20 protein-coding genes are annotated in these 23329 nt (G+C 61.3%); 6 read left to right on the top strand and 14 right to left on the bottom strand.

Going from position 1 to position 23329, the window contains the following annotated elements; translation table 11 throughout:
* Positions 1–2: 2 nt before the first annotated feature.
* From B0W55_RS07885 to B0W55_RS07855, 6 genes are all read right to left on the bottom strand, one after another.
* On the bottom strand, positions 3–638 hold the full coding sequence (locus B0W55_RS07885; RefSeq protein WP_139340880.1) for a hypothetical protein: 636 nt from the start codon (positions 636–638) through the stop codon (positions 3–5).
* Positions 639–810: 172 nt separating this feature from the next.
* Positions 811–1521 (bottom strand): ATPase, encoded by a 711-nt coding sequence (locus B0W55_RS07880; protein WP_077045448.1) that lies wholly within the window; start codon positions 1519–1521, stop codon positions 811–813.
* 226 nt (positions 1522–1747) lie between these two features.
* The gene (locus tag B0W55_RS07875; RefSeq protein WP_077045447.1) at positions 1748–2158 is read right to left on the bottom strand and encodes a cupin domain-containing protein; all 411 of its coding nucleotides are present in this window, start codon (positions 2156–2158) and stop codon (positions 1748–1750) included.
* A 483-nt stretch (positions 2159–2641) separates the two neighbouring features.
* Complete coding sequence (locus B0W55_RS07865; protein ID WP_077045445.1) at positions 2642–2935, bottom strand: antibiotic biosynthesis monooxygenase family protein; 294 nt, start codon at positions 2933–2935, stop codon at positions 2642–2644.
* Positions 2936–3055: 120 nt separating this feature from the next.
* On the bottom strand, positions 3056–4489 hold the full coding sequence (locus tag B0W55_RS07860; RefSeq protein ID WP_077045444.1) for a PLP-dependent aminotransferase family protein: 1434 nt from the start codon (positions 4487–4489) through the stop codon (positions 3056–3058).
* A gap of 377 nt (positions 4490–4866) precedes the next feature.
* Complete coding sequence (locus B0W55_RS07855) at positions 4867–5064, bottom strand: hypothetical protein (RefSeq protein ID WP_077045443.1); 198 nt, start codon at positions 5062–5064, stop codon at positions 4867–4869.
* A 289-nt stretch (positions 5065–5353) separates the two neighbouring features.
* Here B0W55_RS07855 and B0W55_RS07850 point away from each other — a divergent pair, with 289 nt between their 5' ends.
* The 4 genes from B0W55_RS07850 (at position 5354) to B0W55_RS07835 (ending at position 8143) form a co-directional block, all read left to right on the top strand.
* The gene (locus B0W55_RS07850; protein ID WP_077045442.1) at positions 5354–5794 is read left to right on the top strand and encodes a carboxymuconolactone decarboxylase family protein; all 441 of its coding nucleotides are present in this window, start codon (positions 5354–5356) and stop codon (positions 5792–5794) included.
* Positions 5795–5903: 109 nt separating this feature from the next.
* On the top strand, positions 5904–6884 hold the full coding sequence (locus B0W55_RS07845; RefSeq protein ID WP_077045441.1) for a LysR family transcriptional regulator: 981 nt from the start codon (positions 5904–5906) through the stop codon (positions 6882–6884).
* Positions 6885–7059: 175 nt separating this feature from the next.
* A complete protein-coding gene (locus B0W55_RS07840; RefSeq protein WP_077045440.1) occupies positions 7060–7578 on the top strand; it encodes a GNAT family N-acetyltransferase in 519 nt (172 codons plus the stop codon).
* A 70-nt stretch (positions 7579–7648) separates the two neighbouring features.
* Positions 7649–8143, top strand: coding sequence for a hypothetical protein (locus tag B0W55_RS07835; RefSeq protein ID WP_077045439.1), 495 nt, complete (start codon positions 7649–7651; stop codon positions 8141–8143).
* A gap of 28 nt (positions 8144–8171) precedes the next feature.
* Here the strand turns inward: B0W55_RS07835 and B0W55_RS07830 are convergent, their stop codons facing one another.
* Positions 8172–8393, bottom strand: coding sequence for a hypothetical protein (locus tag B0W55_RS07830; protein ID WP_077045438.1), 222 nt, complete (start codon positions 8391–8393; stop codon positions 8172–8174).
* On the bottom strand, positions 8393–9820 hold the full coding sequence (ccoN, locus tag B0W55_RS07825) for a cytochrome-c oxidase, cbb3-type subunit I (protein ID WP_077045437.1): 1428 nt from the start codon (positions 9818–9820) through the stop codon (positions 8393–8395). The genes B0W55_RS07830 and ccoN overlap by 1 nt, the downstream gene beginning before the upstream one ends.
* A gap of 242 nt (positions 9821–10062) precedes the next feature.
* Here ccoN and B0W55_RS07820 point away from each other — a divergent pair, with 242 nt between their 5' ends.
* Both B0W55_RS07820 and B0W55_RS07815 read left to right on the top strand, forming a co-directional pair.
* Entirely contained in the window at positions 10063–11736 is a 1674-nt protein-coding gene (locus B0W55_RS07820) for a nitrite/sulfite reductase (RefSeq protein ID WP_077045436.1), read from the top strand.
* Positions 11733–12212: a DUF934 domain-containing protein gene (locus B0W55_RS07815; RefSeq protein ID WP_077045435.1), complete on the top strand. Its 480-nt coding sequence runs from the start codon at positions 11733–11735 to the stop codon at positions 12210–12212. The genes B0W55_RS07820 and B0W55_RS07815 overlap by 4 nt, the downstream gene beginning before the upstream one ends.
* A 135-nt stretch (positions 12213–12347) precedes the next feature.
* On the opposite strand, the gene B0W55_RS07810 is transcribed toward B0W55_RS07815, so the two are convergent.
* From B0W55_RS07810 to B0W55_RS07785, 6 genes are all read right to left on the bottom strand, one after another.
* The gene (locus tag B0W55_RS07810) at positions 12348–14714 is read right to left on the bottom strand and encodes a tetratricopeptide repeat protein (protein ID WP_077045434.1); all 2367 of its coding nucleotides are present in this window, start codon (positions 14712–14714) and stop codon (positions 12348–12350) included.
* A gap of 224 nt (positions 14715–14938) precedes the next feature.
* Positions 14939–17452 carry a fused MFS/spermidine synthase gene (locus tag B0W55_RS07805; RefSeq protein WP_077045433.1) on the bottom strand — a complete coding sequence of 838 codons (2514 nt, stop codon included), beginning with the start codon at positions 17450–17452 and terminating at the stop codon, positions 14939–14941.
* Positions 17453–17650: 198 nt separating this feature from the next.
* On the bottom strand, positions 17651–19240 hold the full coding sequence (locus tag B0W55_RS07800) for an arylsulfatase (RefSeq protein ID WP_077045432.1): 1590 nt from the start codon (positions 19238–19240) through the stop codon (positions 17651–17653).
* Between the two features lie 68 nt (positions 19241–19308).
* Positions 19309–20334 carry an HAD family phosphatase gene (locus tag B0W55_RS07795; protein WP_077045431.1) on the bottom strand — a complete coding sequence of 342 codons (1026 nt, stop codon included), beginning with the start codon at positions 20332–20334 and terminating at the stop codon, positions 19309–19311.
* A complete protein-coding gene (locus B0W55_RS07790; protein WP_077045430.1) occupies positions 20331–21752 on the bottom strand; it encodes a BatD family protein in 1422 nt (473 codons plus the stop codon). The genes B0W55_RS07795 and B0W55_RS07790 overlap by 4 nt, the downstream gene beginning before the upstream one ends.
* The gene (locus B0W55_RS07785) at positions 21749–23329 is read right to left on the bottom strand and encodes a VWA domain-containing protein (RefSeq protein ID WP_077045429.1); all 1581 of its coding nucleotides are present in this window, start codon (positions 23327–23329) and stop codon (positions 21749–21751) included. Before B0W55_RS07785 ends, B0W55_RS07790 begins: the two co-directional genes overlap by 4 nt.

Below are 23329 nucleotides of genomic sequence, written 5' to 3'. Positions count from 1 at the left end.
GATCAATCGTCGTCGGACTGATCCCTGGCCTCGATGAACAGGGGATAGGGGCTCGAGCTGGTCGGGTAGGGCACGTCCCGCTCCAGGATCTTCAGGCTGAACGTCACGCTCTCGCCGACTTCATCGCTGTAGGCATACATTTTCGGGCTGTCGATCAGGTGGCGTTTGATCGTGCCCGCGTGCCGCGCCTTGAGGTAAACCGTGACGTCGTTCTTTTTGATGTCACCGAGGGTGATGATTTGCTGATCGAGGTTCAGCAGGTTGAACGAGGTGGTGTTGCCGCCTGCACCTGGAAAGGCACCGAGAACGCCAAAATTGTTTTTGCTCAAGTACTTGCCAAACCAGGCTTCGCTGCGTATCTGAATGTTGTAGTAGTCGCCATGGCAGCCGAAGTACACAACCATATCGTCCGACCGGGTTCGCCCGGTACCGTCGTTGCGCCTGTGGACCCGGACCATCTGGCCGGTGATGTCGGAAAAGCGGTGGGCGCTGGTGAGAATATTGCCCTGGCCCGCGCTGTTGGGCAGCATCTGGTCGAAGAACTTCATTTTTGTGTCGTCGCAACGAATGCGGGCGATAAAGGATTTTTGCTGTTCCATACTCAGAATAATCTCCATGATGGTGAGTGTTCGCGTCATGCGAGCGCCTAGAGTAATGGAGTTGAGTTTCATGAATAGCGCGGAACATTTGCCTGATATTGCCAAGTGGAAAAGCGAAGACTGTTAGAACCTCTTCGCGAGCATTCTCGCTGCCACATTGTTTAGTGCCAGACACCCAACTAATGCGGGAGCGAGCCTGCTCGCGAGCAGGTCAATACAATTTGACGCCAGGATGGCTATCGATCATCGACACTTTATCTGTCGGACTGGTCAATAAACTGTTCAGCGACCGGTCGAACTTCTGCAACGCCCTGACTTGCACATTCTGCTGTTCGTTAATGTCGGCGACGATCTCTTCGCTGCGCTTGAAGTCCGCCCATACCGGGCTCATGGCTTTTGCATCCTGACCTTGTGCGGTGCCGATGTAATTGAGCTTGCTGTCGTAGAAGTGAGCGCTGACCTCGGCTTGAACATCGGAACTGCGCGAAGTGATGAGCTGGCTACGAGTGTCGATCACTGCGACAACATCCGGTTTCGCCGCCTTCAGGCTTTGCATGTCCGGGTACACCGTGACTGAACCGAATTGCCGTTGCAGGGAGGCTTTGACCCAGTCCACGGCAAGGTCGGGTCTGGACGTGGCGACATAGGCGTCGTGAATCGGCTGTACCAGCAGGCTCTGGCCAAAACCGGTGCCGGCGTTGGCCTGATAGTCCTGCAGGTACGCACGGTTGGCCTGGGTGTTGCGGCTGTACAGCACGCCCAGGGCGACCTGCTTGCCATTGGGAATGCGCGTGGCGTTGCTGCGGCCCACCGGTTCGCTGAATATGCCGTCCAGCGATGAAACCGCTGAAGGTGCCGTGGGAATCGAGCAGCCGGCTAATAGCGCCGTTATCGTCAACGTACTGACCATCGCAAGTTTCATGGTGTTTCTCCCGCGAAACGACATTAATCGAAAGAGGCTTTGCCGCAAGGAGCGGCGGTCAGTAAAGACTAAACCTGGATTGAATTAATGAAATAGCGTCTATATAGGGTTATCAGCGTCGCGGTAGTTTCATTTGGTTTAAAAGCACCAGTTTAATTGCCGCAGGATATAAAAAGGCCCGAATCATCGATTCGAGCCTTCTTATTTATGGCTGTCGGTCCAGCTATCAGTTTTTCAATGGGATCAGTACTTTCTCGTCTGGCGACAAGACCATGAACACCAGCAACTTGGCAGGCTTGGTGGCGCTGGCGTTTTTCGAAACCAAGTGTTCTGAGCCGGCCGCTTCATACCAGAACTCGCCAGTTTTGTAGGTCACTTCCTTCTCGCCTTTGACTTGCGAAGTGATTTCTCCCTCGAGGACGTAGGCCATGGCGGTACCGTCATGCTTGTGAGCAATGGACGATTGGCCCGGCTTGTAGTCGACTTCGATCATCAACGCTTTTTTGCCCGGTGCGTTTTTCAGCATTTGATCCTGCAGGATCGTGACCTTTTCCGATGGGTCATGGGCGAAGGCAGAGGCTGAAATGGTCAGGGTCAGGGCAACAAGGGAGGCGGCACAGAAGCGCAAAACGTTCATGTTCATTACCTGAGTTGGATGGGTTGTCGGGAACCAATCTAGTGCGCTGCGCAGGGCAAGCAAACAGCCAATATTCGGGAAGGTCAGGAGACCAATTGGCTTGCTCGAATGAGGAGTGCTGGTCAATGGTGCGCAGAGGCACCAGACACACGGACCCTGTGGGAGCTGGCCTGCCAGCGATGGCTTCTTGTCAGGCGCCTTGGGTTTGGGCGGGGCAACTCAATACCAAAATCGAAAGCCAAGCGAGCCGACCTGACTTGGGGAATGCGCGCTTTTCTGTAGGAGCGAGCTCGCTCGCGATGGACGTCAACGATGACGCTGGGCAACTGATGCCCCGGGGTGTTCACAGGCTCATCGCGAGCAAGCTCGGCCCCTGCAGGGGAATGGGGGCATCTTCAGAATTCAGGGTGGCCGGGCACCACGGAATCCCCCACAACGAACCGGGTAAAACGGCAGCGATCAGCCCTGGGTGAAACGAGGCCTTCAGCGAATCGGGAAGCTGTTGAAGTCCACGGCGTTGGCCAGTTGGCAGTCGATCAAATCGATGAAACCCTGCACCTGAGGGCTGTTGAAATGCGATTGCATGGCGGCTTCCGACTGCCAGTGTGCGCTGACGGTCCAGCGGTTTCCGTCCTCGGGGCAGCGGTCGACCATATAGGAATCACAGCCCGGTAATTCGCGCAGGGTGTCGACAATCTTTTGCAGTTGCTTACCCAGTTCTTCCGAGCGGCCGGCGACGGCCTTGACCTGTACGGTATTGATCACTTTGTAGGACATTGGTACACACTCCTGAATCAGGCCGGACTAATCCTGCTCATTGAGGGATAACGCCTAAGCAGGATAGGCCTGCACCCGCAGACAACCAATAGCCAATCGCCGGATAAAGCGGCAGTCCAATCAGGCCACTTGTTGCAGAATGTCTCTCAAGCGGTCCAGAGCGGTGTCGATATCCAGGGTTTCGATGGCGCCGAAACCGAGGAAAAACCCGTCTTGCGGGGGTTGCTGGTAGAAAAAGCTGTCGATGGCATACAGCCCGACTTCGACTTTTTTCGCCAGTTCGATCACCAGGGGCACGTCAATCGGCACTTTGCACAGCACCACCATGTGAAAGCCCGCCCTGGTCGGGACCGCTTCGAGCCAGGGCGACAGGTCCCCGGTCATGCGCGCCAGGATGCGATCGCGCCTGCCGGCGTAAATGGTGTGGCAACGACGGATGTGTTTGAGCAGGCACCCCTCGGCGATGAATTTCGCCAGCGCCCACTGGGGCAGGGTGGAGGTGTGCAGGTCCGTGAGCTGCTTGGCGCGCACGACCGCCTCGAGGATCGCCGGCGGCAGAATTGCGTAGCCCAGGCGCAATTCGGGCAGCAGAGTCTTCGAAAAAGTCCCGACGTAGGCGACGATCCCTCGTTCGTCCATGCTTTGCAGCGAGTCGGTCGGTCGTCCTTCGTAGCGAAACTCGCTGTCGTAATCGTCCTCGATGACGATCGCCCCCAGCTCATGGGCCCTGGCCAGCAGGGCGACCCGGCGCTCCTGGCTCATGGGCATGCCGAGGGGAAACTGGTGCGAGGGGGTGACGTAGATCAGCCGGGTGCCGAGGGGGATCTTGTCGACCTGAATGCCCTCGGCGTCCACCGGAACTCCGATCACCGTGGCGCCGTGAGTGCCGAACAGCAGGCGAGCCGGCGGATAACCGGGGTCTTCCATGGCGACGATGCTGCCGGGGCGGGTCAGCACCCGGGAAATCAGGTCCAGCGCCTGCTGAGCGCCATTGCACACCACCACGTCCTCATCCTGGCAATTGACCCCCCGCGAAAAAGAGATATGCCGTGCAATGGCATTGCGCAGCGCCGGCAGGCCTTCTGCCAGGCTGTAAAAGCCCTTGGTTCCAGCTATCTGTCGCAGTGCATGGGACGTGCAGCGCCGCCAATCGTCCTGGGGAAACAGGCCCCGGCTGGTGGCGCCGCCGATGAAGTCATAACGCAGCGAACCTTCCAGGGTCGGATGGCGCAAAAACACCGGCAGATTGCGCCAGGACTCGATCACCTCGAAGCCGGCCAGATCGCTGTGGTTCTGTTTGCGCTCGACCTTCGAGGCCCGGGCATTGACGTAGGTACCCTTGCCGATCACTCCGGTGAGGAAGTTTTCGTAGGTCAACTGGGCATAGGTGTCAGAAATGGTCTTGCGCGAAATGCCCAGTTGCTCGGCGAGCAAGCGGCTGGGAGGAAGCTGAGTCCCTGCTGCCAGGCGACCCGATTCGATGGCGCTGCGCAGTTGGTTGTACAACTGGCCTGCCAGGTCCTTGCGGCCGTTGATGACAACATGTAGTTCCATACTGGCAAGCTCCTGCGCGGTGATCTTGTTCGCGGTGTGCGTTGCGCAAGATTACCTGCTTTCGCGAGCAGTGAAGAAGTTGCCAAGGGAAAAAACGCGGAATTGGACTAGTGGGCCATGGTTTGACCGGATGCCGAAGACTTATCTATCGGCCGGCGGAATGACACTGGATAGGCTTTCGGCAGTATTAGTTGTCTCGCTGGTAAGTTTTAAAGTCAGCGTCCGCGAGAGGTTATTGAACATTATGGATTTGCTAAGGCATCTTTATTGTAGAGATGGTTTCATGGCTTTCGTGTTGCACTTATAAGCGCTCATCCTTGCAGGTTAGTTAACTTGCAAGGATGAGGCAGCGTTCGAGCCATAGCCGGGCAGGCACTTCAGCTGGCTTTGGCTGGCAGGGTTTGCGCACGTTCAGCGGTATTGCCGTTGTCGTTCTGAATGCGCGAATTTTGAGCTGCAGCCTCTTGAGAACGGGCGTTTGCACGTTCTATCAGGCGGTCGCTGCCACCTTCGGCAAACGTCAGGCCCGAAAACGCTGCGCACAACAAACTGCCGACGATAACGAAGTTTTTCATGATGATTCACCTGGGGTGTTAAGTGTGAGGTGTCTGGATGACGGCGCCAGTTTAAGTAACAGGTAACCACGTAGATATATCCAATTGCGCACTTATTGAGGTGGCCAATGGCGTGGCTGAACGTTCAGTGAAGACAATGAAGAAGGTTTACAGGCAGGGTCGTAAGTTATCGGTTAGTGGGTCGAAGGCAGCCGTAAAGTGGTCACCTGGTATTTCGCATAATTGGATCTGGCGTCACGGGTTGCTTGTGCCAATCTTCTAATCACTCACCCGATTGGATAGGCCTGCCATGAACCCTCGACTGGACTATTACAGCGCCTCGCCCAAGGCGATGAAGGCGATGATCGCCATGGAAGCGCTCACCAGCAGCTTGAGCATCGAGCCGGCGCTGTTGCACCTGATCAAGATCCGCGCCTCGCAACTCAACGGCTGCGCGTTCTGTACCGACATGCACTCGGTGGATGCCCGGCGCCTGGGCGAGACCGATCGACGCCTGTATTCCATCGTGGTCTGGCGCGACAGCAACTTCTTCAACCCCCGCGAACGTGCCGCCCTGGCCTGGACCGAAGCGGTGACGCTGCTGTCGGAAAACCAAGTGCCCGATGATGTCTATGAGCAGGCGCGGGGGCAGTTCAGTGAAGGCGAACTGGTTGACCTGACCATTGCCGTCACCACCATCAACAGCTGGAACCGCCTGGCTGTGAGCTTTCGTCAAAGCCCCAGCACCTGAGTGCAGGAGTGAGCATGCTCGCTCCTGCAGTTTCGCGCGCCTGTCACACCCGTTTCATGAACGATGCGCAGGATGGAGTTCCCAGTGATCAATCGACAGGGAGTCATCGATGTCATTCATGGAAACCGCCGGTCATCGGCGTATTGCCCAATACCGCGCACCCCTCGATACGGTGCCTTCCTGGCGCGCCCGTGCGGCGCAGATCGATCCGCTGCTGGCGCAGTGTTTCACTGTCAGTGCCCGTTGCGGTTGCTTCATGCAGGCGGCCCGTCGACTCAACATCAAAGCGACGCTTTTGCGCAAGCAGCTGACTCAACTTGAGGCTCAACTGCAGTGCTCGCTGTTCAGCCCTTCGGACAACGGCGCGGTTCTCAGTCGTGACGGGTTGCAGTTGCAGGCGCAACTGATCGCCCTGGCCCATGAGCGGGATTTACCCGTCCTTGAACAAGCTCGTGTGCGCCTGGCTGTTTCCGAGCCGATCCTGCACGACGTACTCGGCCGCGATCTGGTGGCATTGCTGCGACGTAACGCCAGTGTGCGCCTGGACATCATCACCCTGGACAGTGAGTTGGCCCTGCAAGCGGTGAGCGCCGATGTGGTGTTGTGGCTGGGGGCAACCGATGCGCCTGCCCCCGCCCCGAGTTTCGCCGCCGGCGAGCCTGAACGGCTGGCGTGTCTTGACTACCTGCCGCACATTGCCAAACGCTACTCGCGGGCCGCTTCGCGTCCGGAGACCCTCGACGACCTGGCCGATTTCCTGCTGGTGCAATGGCAGCCTGACCGGGAAGTCGACAGCTTTGCGCCCTGGAACAACCTGGTGGACCAGCGCCTGGCCGGCGTCGTGCAGTTGCAGGCCTATGAACTGATGCTCGAGATGATCCGCAGCAGCGCCTGCATAGGCCTGTTGCCCGGCTACATGAGCCGCTTCGACCGCGGGCTGATCGGCTTGCCGGATCTGTTCGGCCAGCCGATGCAGCGGCAGGTGTGGATGGCGGTCAACGCTCAATCCCAAGACGAGACGCAGGTGCAAATGATCGTGGAGCTGATCCGCAATACCTTCCACGAGCGCCAGGAATGGTTCGAGCGCTGATTATTTGTAGGAGCGAGCTCGCTCGCGATGGTGGTCAACGATGACGCAGGCAGCCTGAATAAACGCGCTGTCTGCTCGTCCATCGCGAGCGAGCTCGCTCCTACAGGGGATCTCGTCAGCCGATGGGTGGCGCGGTAGAGTGACAGGCCATGTCTGCCTCAAGGATGAATCACCCATGCCTGTCACTGACTCTGTCATCACCCTCGAACGCCTCGACGAATCCCACCTCCAAGCCATCACTGCGCTTTACCGCGACCCGTTGGTTTACCGTCAAACGCTGCAAATGCCATTTCTGTCCGCCGAGATCTGGCGCAAACGCCTGGCGGCGGACGACGAGCGGGTGATGCAGTTGGTGGCGCTGCACCAGGGGGCGGTGGTCGGCAACATCACGCTGGAGCAGTTTTCGCGCATCCGCCGCAGCCATGCCGGCAGCTTCGGCATGGGCGTGGCGCGGCAGTGGCAGGGCAAGGGCGTGGGTTCGAAACTGTTGGCGGCGGCGCTGGATATCGCTGACAACTGGATGAACCTGCGCCGCGTCGAACTGACCGTGTACGCCGACAATGAAGCCGCCATCGGCCTGTATCGCAAGTTCGGTTTCGAAACCGAAGGCCGCTTGCGCGACTACGGGATGCGCGAAGGCCAATGGGTCGATGTGTTGAGCATGGCGCGGCTGCGACGACCTCCCAGCGTTTAGTCGTACGCGATGCGCCAGCATCTGCCATGCTCGATGTCCGCAGCACCGATTCCGGCAAAGGAACACCGCAATGGACGATGTACAGCAATTGGGCGAGATGCTTCGTCATTACGCAGAAAGCGAAGCGCACAAGAAGCAACTGTTCGAGTCACAGTCCGCCGTGTGGGCGACGCGCATTGGCGAGCTGTTCGATCAGATCCAGCAGTGGCTGGAGCCGGTCATGGCGCCGAACCTGCTGGCGGTCAGCCGCGAACCCTATACCGCGTTCGGGCCGAGCCTGCCGGTGGAAACGTCGACGTTCAAGAGTGAAAAGCTGTCGATCGTGATCGCCGGCAAACCGGTGGAGTTCGTCCCTGATGTGATGGGGGCCGGCGGTCAGATTTCCCTGGCGGTCATGGGGTTCACCGCCACGCGCCATGGCAGCGTGTCACTGGTCTGCCTGCCGCCCTCGCAGACCTGGCAATGGCGCAAGACCAACGGTCTGAAAGACCCGGACACCTTCGCGTTCGATGCAGGTTTTCTGGCGCAACAGCTGCAGAGCCTGATCCCCCGCGAACGCGGCTGATCCCCGAGTCTCCCCGTGCAGGAGCGTTTCACATATCGAGGTTGATCCAGCCCGGCTTCGCCTCTTCCGGCGCCACCGCATGGATCGACCTACCGGTCGCCGCTTCCACCCGTCGTGCCACCTGCGGATCATCGGCAAAGGGGATCAGGCTGGCGTCCTCCAGGCTCTCGACAGTCTGGTGGCGCAGGCAGTATTCGATGGCGAACCACAGGAACGCCACCCCCAGAATATTCAACACGATGTCCATCATCAGGCTATCTGCGCCTCGCGTTCGGCCATGCCCAGGTCTGACACCCGCACCGTGCGCCACACGTTATAGGCCATCAGCAACATGCCGCTGAGGAAGAACACGCCCCCGGCAAAGCGCACCACGAACCCCGGATGACTGGCCTGCAAGGCCTCGACGAAGGAGTAGGTCAGCGTGCCGTCATCGTTGATCGCGCGCCACATCAGGCCCTGAGTGATGCCGTTGACCCACATCGAGGCGATGTACAGCACGGTGCCGATGGTCGCCAGCCAGAAGTGCAGGTTGATCAGCGCCGTGCTGTGCATCTGCTCCCGGCCGAAGACTTTCGGCACCATGTGATAGGTCGCGCCAAAGGTGATCATCGCCACCCAGCCCAGGGCGCCGGCATGGACGTGGCCGATGGTCCAGTCGGTGTAGTGGGAGAGGGCGTTTACCGTCTTGATCGCCATCATCGGCCCCTCGAAGGTCGACATGCCGTAGAACGCCAGGGACAGCACCAGAAAGCGCAGGATCGGATCGGTACGCAACTTATGCCAGGCCCCGGACAGGGTCATCATGCCGTTGATCATCCCGCCCCAGCTCGGCGCCAGCAGGATCAGCGACATGGCCATGCCCAGCGACTGCGCCCAGTCCGGCAGCGCGGTGTAGTGCAAGTGGTGCGGGCCGGCCCAGATGTACAGGGTGATCAGCGCCCAGAAATGCACGATTGACAGGCGATAGGAGTACACCGGCCGCCCAACTTGCTTGGGCACGAAGTAATACATCATCCCCAAAAAACCCGTGGTCAGGAAAAAGCCCACCGCGTTGTGCCCGTACCACCACTGGACCATGGCGTCGGTGGCCCCGGAATACACCGGGTAAGACTTGAACCAGCTCACCGGGATCGACAGGTGGTTGACCACGTGCAGCATGGCGATCACTACGATGAACGCGCCGAAGAACCAGTTGCCGACATAGATATGTTGGGTCTTGCGCTGCACCAGGGTGGTGAAGAACACGATGGCGTAGGCCACCCAGACCACGGTCATCCATACCGCGCCGGAGAATTCGATCTCGGCGTATTCCTTGGTGGTGGTGTAGCCCAGCGGCAGGCTGATCAGCATCACCACGATCACCGACTGCCAGCCCCAGAAGGTGAAGGCCGCGAGTGTGTCCGAGAACAGTCGCACCTGGCAGGTACGCTGCACCGCGTAGTAACTGGCGGCGAACTGCGCGCTGCCGGCAAAACCGAAAATCACCAGGCTGGTGTGCAGCGGTCGCAGGCGGCCGAAACTGGTCCATGGCAGGTCCAGGTTCATTTCGGGCCATACCAGTTGCGAGGCGATCCACACGCCCATCGCCATCCCCACGACGCCCCAGAACACGGTCGCCACGATGAATTGGCGGACGACCTTGTAGTTGTAGGCCTGTCCGAGAGTTGCTGTGCTCATGCTCATTGCTTCCATGGTTGCAAAGACGTGCCACACCACCCGGTCTGGCAGGCCTTGAACTGTAAAAACCATGGGGAAAACAAAACAGGCTCAGCAAAAGTTGTTTTATGCGGATCAGATCAGTTGCGCGCCCGCAAGGGGTTACAGGCTCTCTGATACGGTTTTTTCATAAACAGCTGAATCTGTTATGCAGATCGGCGCGAGCCCATAGTGGTTGGGCACAACCCTGATGAGGTAGCCAGATGTATCAGTACGACGACTATGACCGGGCGCTGGTATTCGAGCGTGTTGCGCAGTTTCGCGATCAGGTCGAGCGCTTCATGGCCGGTGAGCTGAGCGAAGAAGAGTTCCTGCCGCTGCGCCTGCAAAACGGTCTGTACCTGCAGAAACACGCCTACATGCTGCGGGTGGCGATTCCCTACGGCACCCTCAGTGCCCGGCAGATGCGCACCCTGGCCAGCATCGCCCGGGATTACGACCGCGGCTACGGCCACTTCACCACCCGCCAGAACATGCAGTTCAACTGGATCGAACTGGCCCAGGTGCCGGAGATCCTCGAGCGCCTGGCCGAAGTGGAAATGCACGCGATCCAGACCTCCGGCAACTGCGTGCGCAACATCACCACCGAAGCCTTCGCCGGGGTCGCGGCCGATGAAATGATCGACCCTCGGCCACTGGCCGAGATCCTGCGCCAGTGGTCGACCATCAACCCGGAATTCCTGTTTTTGCCACGCAAGTTCAAGATCGCCATCTGCTCGGCCGAGCAGGACAGAGCGGCGATCATGATGCATGACATCGGCCTCTATCTGTATCCCGGTGAAGATGGGCAAATGCTGCTGCGGGTGATCGTCGGCGGCGGCCTGGGGCGCACGCCGATCCTGGGCTTGCAGATTCGCGAAGGCTTGCCGTGGCAGCACCTGCTGTCCTACGTCGAGGCGGTGTTGCGCGTGTACAACCGCCATGGCCGGCGCGACAACAAGTACAAGGCGCGGATCAAGATCCTGGTCAAGGCGCTGGGCATCGAGGCCTTCGCCCGGGAAGTGGAGGAGGAGTGGCAGTACCTCAAGGACGGCCCGGCGCAACTGACCCTTGACGAGTTCGAGCGCGTGGCCAGTGCCTTCGTCGCGCCGGCCTACCGGGACCTGGCCGATACCGACCTGGAATTCGGCACCCATCTGGCGCAGAACCCGGCGTTCGCCCGCTGGGTAACCCGCAACGTGCAACCGCACAAAGTGCCGGGTTACGTCAGCGTGATCCTGTCGACCAAACCGGGCATCAGTGCGCCGCCGGGCGACGTCACCACCGCGCAGATGGAGGCCATGGCCGACTGGTCCGAGCGCTTCGGCTTCGGCGAAATCCGTATCGCCCATGAACAGAACGTCGTGCTGCCCGATGTGCCCAAGTCCGAGCTGTTCGCACTGTGGCGCCTGGCCTGCGAGCACAATCTGGGCAGCGCCAACGCCGGTTTGCTCACCGACATGATCGCCTGCCCCGGCGGCGACTTCTGTGCCTTGGCCAATGCCAAGTCAATCCCCATCGCTCAAGGCATTGCCGCGCGCTTCGAAGACCTCGACTACCTGCACGACCTGGGCGACATCAGCCTGAATATTTCCGGCTGCATGAACGCCTGCGGTCACCACCACATTGGCAACATCGGCATCCTCGGCGTCGACAAGAACGGCAGCGAGTGGTACCAGATCACCCTCGGCGGTGCCCAGGGCAAGGACAGCGCACTGGGCAAGGTCATCGGCCCGTCCTTCAGCGCCGCCGAAGTGCCCGGGGTCATCGAGCGCATCATCGAGACTTTTGTGGATTACCGTGAAAGCGAAGAGCTGTTCGTCGACACCGTGCAGCGCATCGGCCTGGAACCGTTCAAGGAATCGGTCTATCCGAAAGTGCTGGAGGCGTCGGCATGAACAATCTGTTGCGGCTGGAGCAGGGCGTGGCGCGGATCGATGGCGAAGACCGCTGGACCTTGGTCAGGGATCTGGATGGACCCTGGCCGACGGGGGCATTGATTGTGCCGCTGGCGCGCTGGCTGGAGGATCCGCAGGCAAACGCTGTCTGGCTGGGGCCGGACGATGAAGTGGAAGGCCTCAAACCGTGGTTCGACCAACTGCCGCTGATCGCTTTGGATTTTCCAAGCTTTCGCGATGGCCGAGCCTACAGCCAGGCCTACCTGCTGCGCACTCGCCTGGGCTGGACCGGCGAGCTGCGCGCCATTGGCGATGTGTTGCGTGATCAACTGAGCCACATGCGCCAGTGCGGTTTCGACAGCTTTGCGGTACGCGCAGACAAATCCGCCGAGGACGCGTTGAAAGGGCTGGCCGGAATGAGCGTGTTGTACGGACGCTCGGTGATCGAGCCACGGCCGCTGTTTCGCCGACGATAGTGAATGGATCCGGCGTTGGGTTCGCCTTTGCAAATGACATCGCCGGCAAGTCAGCCCCCACAGGATCTACGTACGGCACAAAAACCCTGTAGGAGCGAGGCTTGCCCGCGAAGGCGCCTTCGCATCCACCGCCGATCATTTCAACGCCGGATCCCCCATGTTCATCTTCTTCCAGCCCTGCAACAGCACCTGGGCCTTGGGTTCCTGCCCGTTGTTCAGGTAGTACTGGATCAGGGCCAGGCGCGCGTTGCGGTGGGTGGGCTGGACTTTCAGCAGTCTTTCCAGTTCTTCGCATGCGGCATCGACCTTGCCGCTGTCATGCAACGCCACCGCCAGCACGTAACCGAACTGCGGGCTCTGGGGCTCCAGTTGCGCCGCCTTGCGCAGGAAAGGCATGGCCTGCTCCGATTTGCCCGCGCGCACCAGCGACAAGCCCTGGGTGTGTTGCAGCAGCGCGGCGTCGGGGTGGTCCTTGAGGCTTTGCGCCAGCAGCGTCTGGGCCTCCTGACTGCGGCCGTTGGCTTCCAGCCACTGCACCAGCGTCACCAGCGCCGGGTAAAAGTCCGGATCTCGCTTGAGCGAAGTGCGCAGCAGCGCTTCGACCTCGCCACCTCGGCCATCGGCCTGATACAGCATGGCCAGGTTGAGATTGGCTTCGGCGCGTTCGGCCAGGCTTTTCTGGACCGCCTCGTATTCGGCGATGGCCTGGTTCCAGCTGTCCTGGGCATTGCCCAGACCATTGCGCGCCACGCTGAGCAGGTCCCGAGCGGCGGCGATGCGCACGGCTTTCACGGGGTCGTTCAGCAGCGGCGTCAGCAACGGTGCGCGCTCCGGTGGCGGCAGGAAGGCGCTGACCGCATGTACTGCGCTTTCACGCACTTGCGGGGCCGGATTGCTCAGGTCCTTGGTCGCCAGTTTCAGCGCCTGTTCGCTGGGGTACGACGCCAGTTCGTTGATCAGGGTCGCCCGCTGGATCGCCGGCAGGTTGCTGCGCTGCAGCTGCTCGAACAGCGCGTTCGCCGCACCGGGCTGCCCCTTGCGAATCAGCCACAGGCTTTCGTCGTAGCGAGGGGCCTGTGGCGTACTGCTGGCGGTCCACAGTTTGAACTGCTCGGTGACCTTGTCTGCGGCCTTGCCCTGGTGACAGGTCAGGCAAGCGTCCGGCGTGCCAAGCTTCTGCGCACGTTCGGGGTTCGGGATGCTGAAGCTGTGGTCATGCCGGAAGTCGTTGCCCATGTAGAACTTTCCGGGCATGTGGCAATCGACGCACTGCGATCCCGGTTGGCCCATGGTGTGGCGAGTGTGCTCGATGGAGTCATAGTCCTTCGCCTGCAAGCCCTTGCCGTCGACGCCCTCGACCGAGGTCTTGCCCGCGGTGTTGTGGCATTGCAGACAGACGCCGTTGCCCGATGCCTTGAGCTGCGTGCTGTGGGGGTTGTGGCAATTGCTGCAACGCACGCCCTTGTCGAACATTTTGCTTTGGGCGAAGGAGCCGTGTTCGAACACCTCATCCTTGATCTTGCCGTCCAGGGCATAGAGCTCACGGGTCAGGGTGCTCGGCAGGTAATCGTCCATGAGCCGTTTGCCGACGGTGTATCCGTCGCCCAGCGGGGCTCGGCGAGCGTGGCAGCGGGCGCAGGTTTCGATTTCGACGGTGGCGTTCTTGTCCTTGAGGTCGACGGCGAACCCGGCGTGGATCAGGTCGGTTTTCTTCGCAGTCCATTCCAGGTGATTGGACGCCGGACCGTGACAGGCCTGGCAGCCGACGCCGAGGCTGTTCCACTGGCTGTCGAAAGTGTTTTTCACCGCATCGAAATTGCGCTTGTAGCCGGTGGTATGGCACTCGACGCACATGAAGTTGGCGTTCTGGCTCGGTTTGCTCCAGTGCAGCGGGTCCTTGAAGGTCACGCCCTGGCCCGGATACAGATGAAACCAGCGGTGCTTCTCGGTATCCCAGGCCACGCCCAGGGCCTGCAAGCGACCCTCACCGACTTCGATCAGGTACTGCTGCAACGGCGCGATGCCGAAGGTGTACGCGACCTTGAAGTCGGCGTTCTTGCCGTCGATGCCGGGGGTGTTGACCCAGAAGCCGTCGTCCTTGTGCGAAAAACGGGTGGTTTCGTTTTCCGCCTTGAAGGTGACGTTGTTGAAGTCGCCGAGCAGGGTGTCGGCATTCGCTTCCTGCATCGCCAATTGGTGATGGGAGCCTTGCCAGTCCTTGACCTGGGCGCTGTGGCAGCCCTGGCATTGTTGTTCGTCGACCATTGTCGCCGGTGCCATCTGCACCGCAGGGGCCACCGGTTGCGGTTTGGCGGATTGCGCCACGGGCGTGCTGACCGGCGCATGGGGGGCGGGCACAGGTTGGCTGCTCAGCAGAAACCAGCCGATGCCGGCGACCGCCAGCAGCAGAATGCCGATGGTGACCGGGAACAGATAGCGATTGATCGGGCTCGGTTGCGAATCAGGGGTTGGCTTTACCGCTTTGTTTTTATCTTTCGGCATTACGACTTCCGTGGTCCAGGTGCGTGTGCCGTCAGGCGCGCGTTGATGCTCGGTGCAGCTTTGCCGGATGGCGGGTGGCTGTCAAATGACGTTGTGAATTTCAGCTTGGGTTTCGGGCCCGCAGTCAGAATCAAAAGCTTCGCGAGCAAGCCCGCTCCCACCTTTGGAATGCGTGTTCCTGTGGGAGCGGGCTTGCTCGCGAAGACGGTGCTCCAGGCGCCACATCACTCCCCGACAAACCACCGGAAATACGGATTGCCCCCATCGCCGCGCATCACCTCGCGTGCATCTCGGGCCCAGGCATCGCGGTCGCCGTCGTAGGCGTGCAGGCTCGCCCGGTAGAACTGCATCAGGCGTTGATGCTGGGTGTTCATCCGTTCAATGAAACCCTCGTCGGCATTCACCAGTGGCGGCGCCGTATGCAGGTCCAGCAACGCCGGCAGTACCCGGGTGATTTCCTTGGACCGAACCCAGGGGGCGTACTCGATGCGAGGTTGATCGTCGGTCACCGCGGGTGCGTCGGCGGCAAAGCGCTCAAGCCCCGTGCGATCGGTCACCCAGGTGGCCAGCAGCGCCGCCGCCGAACCGATGCCGACATCCTGCAAGGTGCTGCGCACGCTGTCCTGCTGGAAACGCGCGTTGATTTTCGCGGCATCCAGCTCGATCGGTTCCAGCGAGCCCACCAACAGCATCTCGTGGAACTCGCTGGTCCACAGGCTGGCGTAGGGGAATACGTCGAGGAAGCTGCGCACCAGCGAGCGCGAGTCGTCGATGTTCTGCGTCGGCAGTGGCAACCACTGCGCCACCAGGCCCTGTGTCTGCAAGCGGCTGGCGGCCAATGCGTAAAAGTCCCGGGAATACAAGTTGACCACACCGGCAGCGGAGGGCGGCGGCGGTTCGAGGGTGATCAGGTCGTAGCGCTGCGGGTTGCGCAGCAACTCCTGGCGCCCGTCACGCAGTCGCACATCGACCGCTGGATCGGCGGCGGCATTGAAGTTGCCCTTGAACAGCGGCGCGGCCTTGACCACCGACGGCAGCAACTCGGCGACCACGCGCTGCTCCAGCCCCGGATAACGGGTCAGTGCGCCGGCGGTGATGCCGGTACCGAAGCCGATCACCAGTGCCGAACGCGGCTCGCCGTTGTGGATCAGCAGCGGCAACAGTGCCTGAATCCTCATGTAGCGCAGGGACGGCATGGCGTCGCCAGTGTTCGATACCCCTTGAATGTACAAGCGCTGGAAGGCCTTCTGGCCCTTGCCCTGGGTGACCACGGCGACGGTGCCGCCGCGTCCCTCCTCGTAGAAGGCCAGCGTGCCGTTACGCGCGCCGGGCAGCAGGCTGGCCAGTTTGTCAACCGGGGTCAGCAGCGCGACGATCACCGACAGCAGGCCGACCGCGATCACACCCTGACGCCGACCTTTCTTGACCCCATGTCCCTTGCGCACGGCGAAGTAGCCAATGACGGCCGCGATGATCGCCAGCAAGCCAAGCGTGCGCACCAGACCCAACAGCGGGATCAGCACAAACCCGCACAGCATCACGCCAATGATCCCGCCCAAGGTATTGAACGCGACCACTTCGCCGACGTTGCGCCCCACCTGTTCACGCCCGACGCTCAAACGCAGGGCCACGGGAAACGCCGCGCCCAGCAGCAGAGTCGGCACGAATACGATGCTCAGCGCCGCCACTGCAAACCGCGCGCTCATGCCCACCAGTTCACTGGCGCCCAATGACAGCACCCAGGCTTCCACCACGCTTTGCGCCAGCACCAGCCAGCGACCGAGCAGGGCGATTTCCAGCAAGGCAACCAACCCGGCACCGGCAATCAGCAAACCGAACACGCCCCAGGGATCGCGCAGGCGATCGACCCGACGGGCCAGCAGTGCACTGCCGATAAACAACCCGGTGAGGTAGGTCGCCAATACCACGGCGAAAGCATAGGTGCGGGTGCTCATGAACTGCACGATCGATTGCGACCACACCACTTCGTAGCCCAGGGCCACGCCGCCGGCGATCGCGTACAGCCACAGCGCCAGGCGATCCGGTGCCTTGTCGGCGTGAGGTTTGGTTGGCGCATCGACCGGCCGCGGACGATGGCGCTGAAACCACAGGGCACCGGCCGCGGCCAGCAGGTTGAGCATCGCCGCGAACAAGGCGCTGCCACGCACGCCGAAGGTGGCGATCAGCACGAACGCCGCGAGCAGGGTGCCGGCGATGGCCCCCGCCGTGTTCGCCGCATACAGGTGACCGCCGGCCTTGCCCAGTTGCTGGGGATCGCTGGCCAGGGAACGCACCAGTACCGGCAGGGTGCCGCCCATCAACAGCGCCGGAATCCCCACCAACGCGAACGGCAACACCCAGGCCAGCAAGCCCACCTGCTGCTCCAGCCAGGCAAACGGACTGGCCGCCAGGCTCATGGCGAAGGTCGCGCCGACACCCAGCACCGCCACCAGCACTTCCAGCCCGGCGTACAGCAGCACCGGTTGCTGCAAGCGGTCGGCCCAGCGCCCGAACAGCAGGCCACCCAAGGCCAGGCCTGCAAAAAACGCGCTGATGCCGGTGGTGATGGCGTAGACCTCGACGCCTACCACCAGCGACAGTTGCTTGATCCACAGCACCTGATACACCAGCGCGGCGGCGCCGGAGATGAACAACAGCAGGGCGGGGATCAACAGCGCCGGGGAGGCGACGTGGGGGGCGGGTATGGCCGACGACTTGCTGGCGACACGTGAGGACATGGGTTTGTTGCCTTGTACAAAATCAGTATTGAACACACCCACTGCGGGAGCTGGCTTGCCAGCGATAGCGTTGGCTCAGGCAACATCTCCAGTGACTGGACGCCCGCCATCGCTGGCAAGCCAGCTCCCGCAGGGAATGCGTTCGCATGCAAAAAATGAGGCCGCTCGCCGGTCAGGGCGAGCGGCGGTCAAGCGGTCTTACTGTGGCGCCGGTGCAGCTTTCATTTTTTCCGCGATCTTGGCATCCACCGCAGCACGGATCTGGTCGACGCTGAAGCTGGCCGGTTTCTGGCTAGGCGGATATTCGATGAACGTCTGCAGGAACGCCGCAGATTTTTGTACCGCCTGAGCGGCCAGGTAGACGTTCTTGGTTTGCCAGTCGTAATACTGATCGGACACCACGTCGGCACGTTCGTACGGGTCCATCCTCAGGTTGAGGATTTTCGGTACGCGCAGGCACACGAACGGTTCGCTCCAGACCTTGAAGCCACCCGGCTCACGCTGCTCGCAGAACACCACTTTCCAGTTGTCGAAGCGCATCGATACCAGCACGCCGTCGTCGTTGAAGTAGTAGAACTCCTTGCGCTCGCCTTTAGGCTGTTGCCCGGTCAGGTACGGCAATTGGTTGTAGCCGTCCAGGTGCACCTTGAAGTTGGTGCCACCGGCAGTCGGCGCCCAGCCCTTGAGCAGCTTGTCCTTGACTTCGGTTTCACCCGCTGCCGCGAGCAGGGTCGGGAACCAGTCCATGCCCGAGAACATCTCGTTGGACACTTCACCGGCCTTGATCTTGCCCGGCCAGCGAATGATCGCCGGCACCCGGTAGGCGCCTTCCCAGTTGGAGTTCTTCTCGTTGCGGAACGGCGTGGTCGCCGCATCCGGCCAGGAGAACTGGTTCGGGCCATTGTCGGTGGTGTAGACAACGATGGTGTTGTCGGCGATTTTCAGGTCATCGAGGGTCTTCAGCAGTTTGCCGACGTCGCCGTCGTGCTCGAGCATGCCGTCGGCGTATTCGTTGCCGGGCATGCCGCTCTGGCCCTTCATCGAATCGCGTACATGGGTGAACAGGTGCATGCGCGTGGTGTTCATCCAGACGAAGAACGGCTTGTCGGCCTTGGCCTGCTTCTCGATGAATGCCTGCGCCGCCGCGGTGGTTTCGTCGTCGATGGTTTCCATGCGCTTGGTGGTGAGTGCGCCTGTATCTTCGATCTTGCCGTCGGCGAAGCTGTGGATCACCCCGCGCGGGGTGTTGGCCTTGACGAATTCGGCGTCATCTTTGGGCCAGTAGGGGCGCTCGGGTTCCTCTTCGGCATTGAGGTGGTAGAGGTTGCCGAAGAACTCGTCGAAACCGTGGTTGGTCGGCAGGTACTCGTCCTTGTCCCCCAGGTGGTTCTTGCCGAATTGCCCGGTGGCGTAGCCTTGGGACTTCAGCGCCTGGGCGATGGTGATGTCACGTTTTTGCAGGCCTACAGGCGCGCCAGGAATGCCGACTTTTGACAGTCCGGTACGCAGTGGCGTCTGCCCAGTGATGAACGACGAGCGTCCGGCCGTGCAGCTGTTCTCCGCGTAGTAGTCGGTGAACATCATGCCTTCTTTGGCGATGCGGTCGATGTTCGGAGTCTTGTACCCGACCACGCCCATGGAATAGGCACTGATGTTGGTCTGGCCGATGTCGTCGCCAAAAATCACGAGAATATTGGGTTTTTCAGCAGCCCCGGCCGTCGCCGAAATTGCCATTACCGAGGCTGCCACCAGGGCGAGCTTGGGTAACCACTTGCGTATGCGAGTCATCTGACTTGCTCCTTTCACTGACGTCGCTCGGTGCGACAAACGTTTATTGCGGTCCTGCGTCACGCTTTTTATTGCACTTGCCCGGTGGGGGTATCGAAGGGGTAGATGCGGCGCCATTCGGCCGCCATGTCCACCACCGTCCAGCCTCGGTTCTTTGCCTCGTCCAGGGCCTTGTCCAACCGGCCGATCTGTGACTGACGGTCATAAGCCCATTCGCGTTTGGCGTCGGTGTGATGCACCAGCCCCATGAAGCGTTTGCCCGTGCCGGCGGCCGTCCACTGCAACATTTGCAGGTCGCCGTCGGAGTTGCCGAACGCAAGGATTGGCCGGCGCCCGATCACCGCTTCGATGCTCACCGGTTTGCCCGGACCGTCATCGTTGTGGGCCAGTTTCGGGGTGCGCAGGATCGAGGCCTTGCCGTCCTTGTAATCGAAGGTGGTGACGAACGTGGTGCCGATCACCTGCTCGGGCGGAATGCCGTAGACCTTCTCGGCGAAGGCGCGCATGAAGCCGGTTTCGCCGCCGGAAACGATGTAAGTCTTGAAGTCCTGGCTGCGCAGGTAGTCGAGCATTTCCAGCATCGGCTGGAAGATCATCTCGGTGTATGGCTTGCCGGTTTTCGGGTGACGGGCCTGGCTCAGCCAGGTCTTGGCGTAGTCCTCGAAGGCTTCGGTGGTCATGCCGGTGTGGGTGGCGGCGAAGATCTTCATCAGGCCGTCCATGCCGGACGCGGCCAGAGTCTTATGGTCGTTTTCAAGCACCGCCTTGAACGGCTGCGTGGTTGTCCATTCCGGGTGCTGCGCCACATTGCGCTTGACTTCATCGAGGGCGAACAGGAACTCGAAGTACATCGGCTGCTCGCTCCACAGCGTGCCGTCGTTATCGAACACGGCGATGCGGTCTTCGGGTTTGACGAAATCCTTGCTGCTCTGGTCGGTCACCGCCTGTACGAATTCGATGATGTGCTTTTTCGAGGGGCCGTCGTTCCAGGAAGGCAGGGGCTCGGCCGCCTGGACCAGCAACGGCAGGCTCAGGGCCAGCGCCAGCACAAACCTGAATCCCTGAAGATGGCGCAGTGATATCGGCTTGGTCATGGGAAGTCCTTCTCGTGAATGGGGTTGAGTGGTCGCAGTGCGGGTGCGACTGATTGCTTGTTGTGTTCGGCCTGACTATGCAGCGTAGTCAAGGAATCCTTGAGTTGATGCAGCGCCTGATCTTTGGTCGGTGCACGGCCGTAACAGGCGCGTAACAGTGCTTGCAGGCGCGGGCCGAGCCCGGTCAGTTTCAGGCCTTTGCGGCTGCGGCGGGTCCACAGGTAGAGCGCGCTGAGTTGCGGCGGTTGGCCGTCAAGCTGTGGCGGGATTTGTTGCCAGGCATAGTCGGCCGATTGTAGCCATTGGGTGTGACGGGCCTGGCGCCGGGCCTGCCAGCGCAGGCGTGCGCGCTGGATGAATGGTCGGGAAAACCAGGCCAGCAGCACCAGAACAGACAGCAGAGCCAGCAGGCTGAAGAGCGTTCCCGATACATGCAGACGGTGTTGCTGGCCGAGTTTCTTCAGGTCTTGGGCGATGGAGAACACGGGTTTGTAGGCACTGTTGGCCGCCGCATCGAACTCGACGGCAGGCACCTGCGCGGTGCGGGTTTCTTGCGTGACGGCATCCCACCATTTCACTTCCAGCGGCGGCAGGCTGTAGTGGCCTGCGCTGTCAATCCGATAGGTCACGGTATCGATGCGCTGACCGCCAGTGAAGTGGCCGCGTCCGTCATCGAGATTGCTGATTTGCGGGGTTTTCGGGTAACCGCTCAGGCCGTGCACATCGCCCAGCGACGGTGTCGGCAGTGACATGGCCAGGGCGCCGTCGGCCTGTAGCGTCAGTTCGCGGGTGACGCTGTCGCCGACCTTCAGCGGGGTGGCGGAGTTGATGGTTTTCTGGGTCAAGCGCAGGCCTTGGGCGACCAACGCCGGCTCACCGGGTTTGAACCCCGGCGGTTGTGCTGCGGTGAAGTGCAGCGGCTGGCTCTGTGCACTGAGCACGGTGGTGGCCTGGCCCGGGGTGGCCTGTACGGTCAGCGCAGGGATGTCGAAACCCTGGGCCACGTTCGGGGTGATGCGGTAGCTGTAGCGCATGCCGTTGAAGGCTTTGCCGTCGAGGGTCTGGTTGAGGTGCTCGGCATGGCCGTCCGGTGGCATGACCAGCGCGCCCGGCAGTTTCAGGTCGGGCAGGGTGGGGGCGTCGGTGAACCAGGTGTCGGTGAGCACGTCGAGTTGCAGTTCGACGAGGCTGCCGACCATGGGGGTGTCGGGTTGGACAGTGGCTATGACCCTGAGATCAGGCTCGGCCAGTGCGGTTGTGCTGATCAGAGTGATGAGTAAGGCGCCGATTTTTTTGGTGATTGATCGGGCGCTTTCGCGAGCAAGCCCGCTCCCACATGGGATCTGTGTACACCGCAAACCCAATGTGGGAGCGGGCTTGCTCGCGAAGGCCACGACTCGGTCTCTCTGGCAGGTCATGGTCTAACTCCCGCCTGGTCCTGCAAACTGAATTTCTGCTTGAGAAACTTCGCCGGTGAGGTAGTGAGGTTCTGCAACCACTGTTCATCCGACGCCGCCAGCTCGGTCTGCACCGGCTTGCTCTGGCCCTTGCCCGGTGCCTTGTCCATTTTGATGTCGTCGGGCTTGACCTCCGGGGCGTTTTGTTCGGCGCTTTCGGTGTCTTTCTGCAGGGCGATGGCCAGGGCCAGATTGGCGGTGGCTTCGGGGAATTGCGGCTGCAATTTCAACGCCTGGGTGTAGGCGGCGATGGCCTCGTCGAACTTGAAGCGACGCACGTAGATGTTGCCCAGATAAAAGTACGCCTGAGGCGTTTGCAGGCGCGCGAAGCTGGCCAGGGCCAGGTCGAAATCCGCGGCGTTGTAGGCGGCGATGCCTTTCCAGTACGGGTCGGCGAAATGCGCGGCGGCCTGGGGGAAGTGTTGGTGCTCGAAGGCCCAGCGGCCTTGCTGGTCCGGGGTGAAAAAGGCATCCACCAGCGGATTGGCCTGCGCCGGCGCCGGTTGCAGGCCCAGCCCAACGGCCAGCAGCAATCCCGCCATCCAGTTCAGACTCCAGCCCTTGCGCACGCTGAAAAACGCGATCAACAGCAACGGCCAGCACAGCCAGTAGCCGGCGTCTTTCCAGTGCAACTCCTTCTGCTCGTCACTGGCGTTCTGGAAATGCTGCTGGGCGTGCAGATCGACCCAGTCCAGATCGTCGTTGTTCAGGGTCAGGCTACCCAACGGCGCATCCAGTGCGGAGGCCAACTGCTTGAGCGCGGCCTGATCGAAACTGCCCAGCGTCGGGCGACCGTTGCTGTCGGTGCGCGGCTGGCCGCTGGCGTCGTGGATGATCCCGCCATCCTCGCTGCCGACCGCGAGGATCAGCACTTGCAGTTGGCTGTCGTCCAGTTGCTTGTCCAACCCTGCCAGCGCCGAGGTGTCGGCGCCGTCGGTAATCAGCAGCAGGGTGCCGGGGGATTTCTCGGCAGCCAGCAGACGCTTGGCCTGCTCGATGACCGCGCCAGCATTTTTCCCGGGTTTGCCGATCAGGTCGGTGCCCAGGGCCTGGATGAAGGTGTCGAGCAAGGCCGGGTCGTCGGTTGCCGGCAGCACCAGGTGCGCGCTGCCGGCATAGGCGATCAGCGCATTGCGGGCGCCGGCGCGGCGCTGGATCAGGTCGTGGATCTTGTGCTTGGCCGCCTCCAGGCGCGACGGTTGCACGTCGGTAGCGTCCATCGACGGCGACAGATCGAGGGCGATGATCAGCGGTGCGCGGTTTTCCAGAAAATCCGGTCGATCCTGTTCCCAGGTCGGCCCGGCAGCGGCCAGCGCGCCCACCACCAACAACCCGCAGAGCAGGTGCACCGGGCGCAGCCGATGAGAGTCGGTGGGCGTAATCAGCAAATGCCCAAGCAGGTGCGGTGCGATGTTGCTGCGCAAGCGTCGTTGCACATCCTGGCTGCGCCGCCACAGCAGTGGCAGGGCGGCGGCGAAGGGAAGCAGCAACAGCCACAGCGGGCGCAGGAAGTGGAAGTCGCTGAGGTTGATATCCAT

It is taken from the genome of Pseudomonas sp. KK4, from assembly GCF_001984065.1.
Lineage (GTDB): Bacteria > Pseudomonadota > Gammaproteobacteria > Pseudomonadales > Pseudomonadaceae > Aquipseudomonas.
The sequence above is the reverse complement of the archived record's forward strand: the minus strand, read 5'-3'. Positions and strand labels throughout refer to the sequence as shown.

Bases quoted from the DNA above. Each gene is read 5' to 3' on its own strand.
- B0W55_RS07855 (WP_077045443.1), bottom strand. From the start codon at position 5,064: ATGAAAAACTTCGTTATCGTCGGCAGTTTGTTGTGCGCAGCGTTTTCG.
- B0W55_RS07875 (WP_077045447.1), bottom strand. From the start codon at position 2,158: ATGAACGTTTTGCGCTTCTGTGCCGCCTCCCTTGTTGCCCTGACCCTG.
- B0W55_RS07860 (WP_077045444.1), bottom strand. From the start codon at position 4,489: ATGGAACTACATGTTGTCATCAACGGCCGCAAGGACCTGGCAGGCCAG.
- ccoN (WP_077045437.1), bottom strand. From the start codon at position 9,820: ATGAGCACAGCAACTCTCGGACAGGCCTACAACTACAAGGTCGTCCGC.
- B0W55_RS07840 (WP_077045440.1), top strand. From the start codon at position 7,060: ATGCCTGTCACTGACTCTGTCATCACCCTCGAACGCCTCGACGAATCC.
- B0W55_RS07800 (WP_077045432.1), bottom strand. From the start codon at position 19,240: ATGACTCGCATACGCAAGTGGTTACCCAAGCTCGCCCTGGTGGCAGCC.
- B0W55_RS07795 (WP_077045431.1), bottom strand. From the start codon at position 20,334: ATGACCAAGCCGATATCACTGCGCCATCTTCAGGGATTCAGGTTTGTG.
- B0W55_RS07815 (WP_077045435.1), top strand. From the start codon at position 11,733: ATGAACAATCTGTTGCGGCTGGAGCAGGGCGTGGCGCGGATCGATGGC.
- B0W55_RS07835 (WP_077045439.1), top strand. From the start codon at position 7,649: ATGGACGATGTACAGCAATTGGGCGAGATGCTTCGTCATTACGCAGAA.
- B0W55_RS07880 (WP_077045448.1), bottom strand. From the start codon at position 1,521: ATGAAACTTGCGATGGTCAGTACGTTGACGATAACGGCGCTATTAGCC.
- B0W55_RS07785 (WP_077045429.1), bottom strand. From the start codon at position 23,329: ATGGATATCAACCTCAGCGACTTCCACTTCCTGCGCCCGCTGTGGCTG.
- B0W55_RS07790 (WP_077045430.1), bottom strand. From the start codon at position 21,752: ATGACCTGCCAGAGAGACCGAGTCGTGGCCTTCGCGAGCAAGCCCGCT.
- B0W55_RS07885 (WP_139340880.1), bottom strand. From the start codon at position 638: ATGACGCGAACACTCACCATCATGGAGATTATTCTGAGTATGGAACAG.
- B0W55_RS07865 (WP_077045445.1), bottom strand. From the start codon at position 2,935: ATGTCCTACAAAGTGATCAATACCGTACAGGTCAAGGCCGTCGCCGGC.
- B0W55_RS07830 (WP_077045438.1), bottom strand. From the start codon at position 8,393: ATGATGGACATCGTGTTGAATATTCTGGGGGTGGCGTTCCTGTGGTTC.
- B0W55_RS07850 (WP_077045442.1), top strand. From the start codon at position 5,354: ATGAACCCTCGACTGGACTATTACAGCGCCTCGCCCAAGGCGATGAAG.
- B0W55_RS07845 (WP_077045441.1), top strand. From the start codon at position 5,904: ATGTCATTCATGGAAACCGCCGGTCATCGGCGTATTGCCCAATACCGC.
- B0W55_RS07805 (WP_077045433.1), bottom strand. From the start codon at position 17,452: ATGTCCTCACGTGTCGCCAGCAAGTCGTCGGCCATACCCGCCCCCCAC.
- B0W55_RS07820 (WP_077045436.1), top strand. From the start codon at position 10,063: ATGTATCAGTACGACGACTATGACCGGGCGCTGGTATTCGAGCGTGTT.
- B0W55_RS07810 (WP_077045434.1), bottom strand. From the start codon at position 14,714: ATGCCGAAAGATAAAAACAAAGCGGTAAAGCCAACCCCTGATTCGCAA.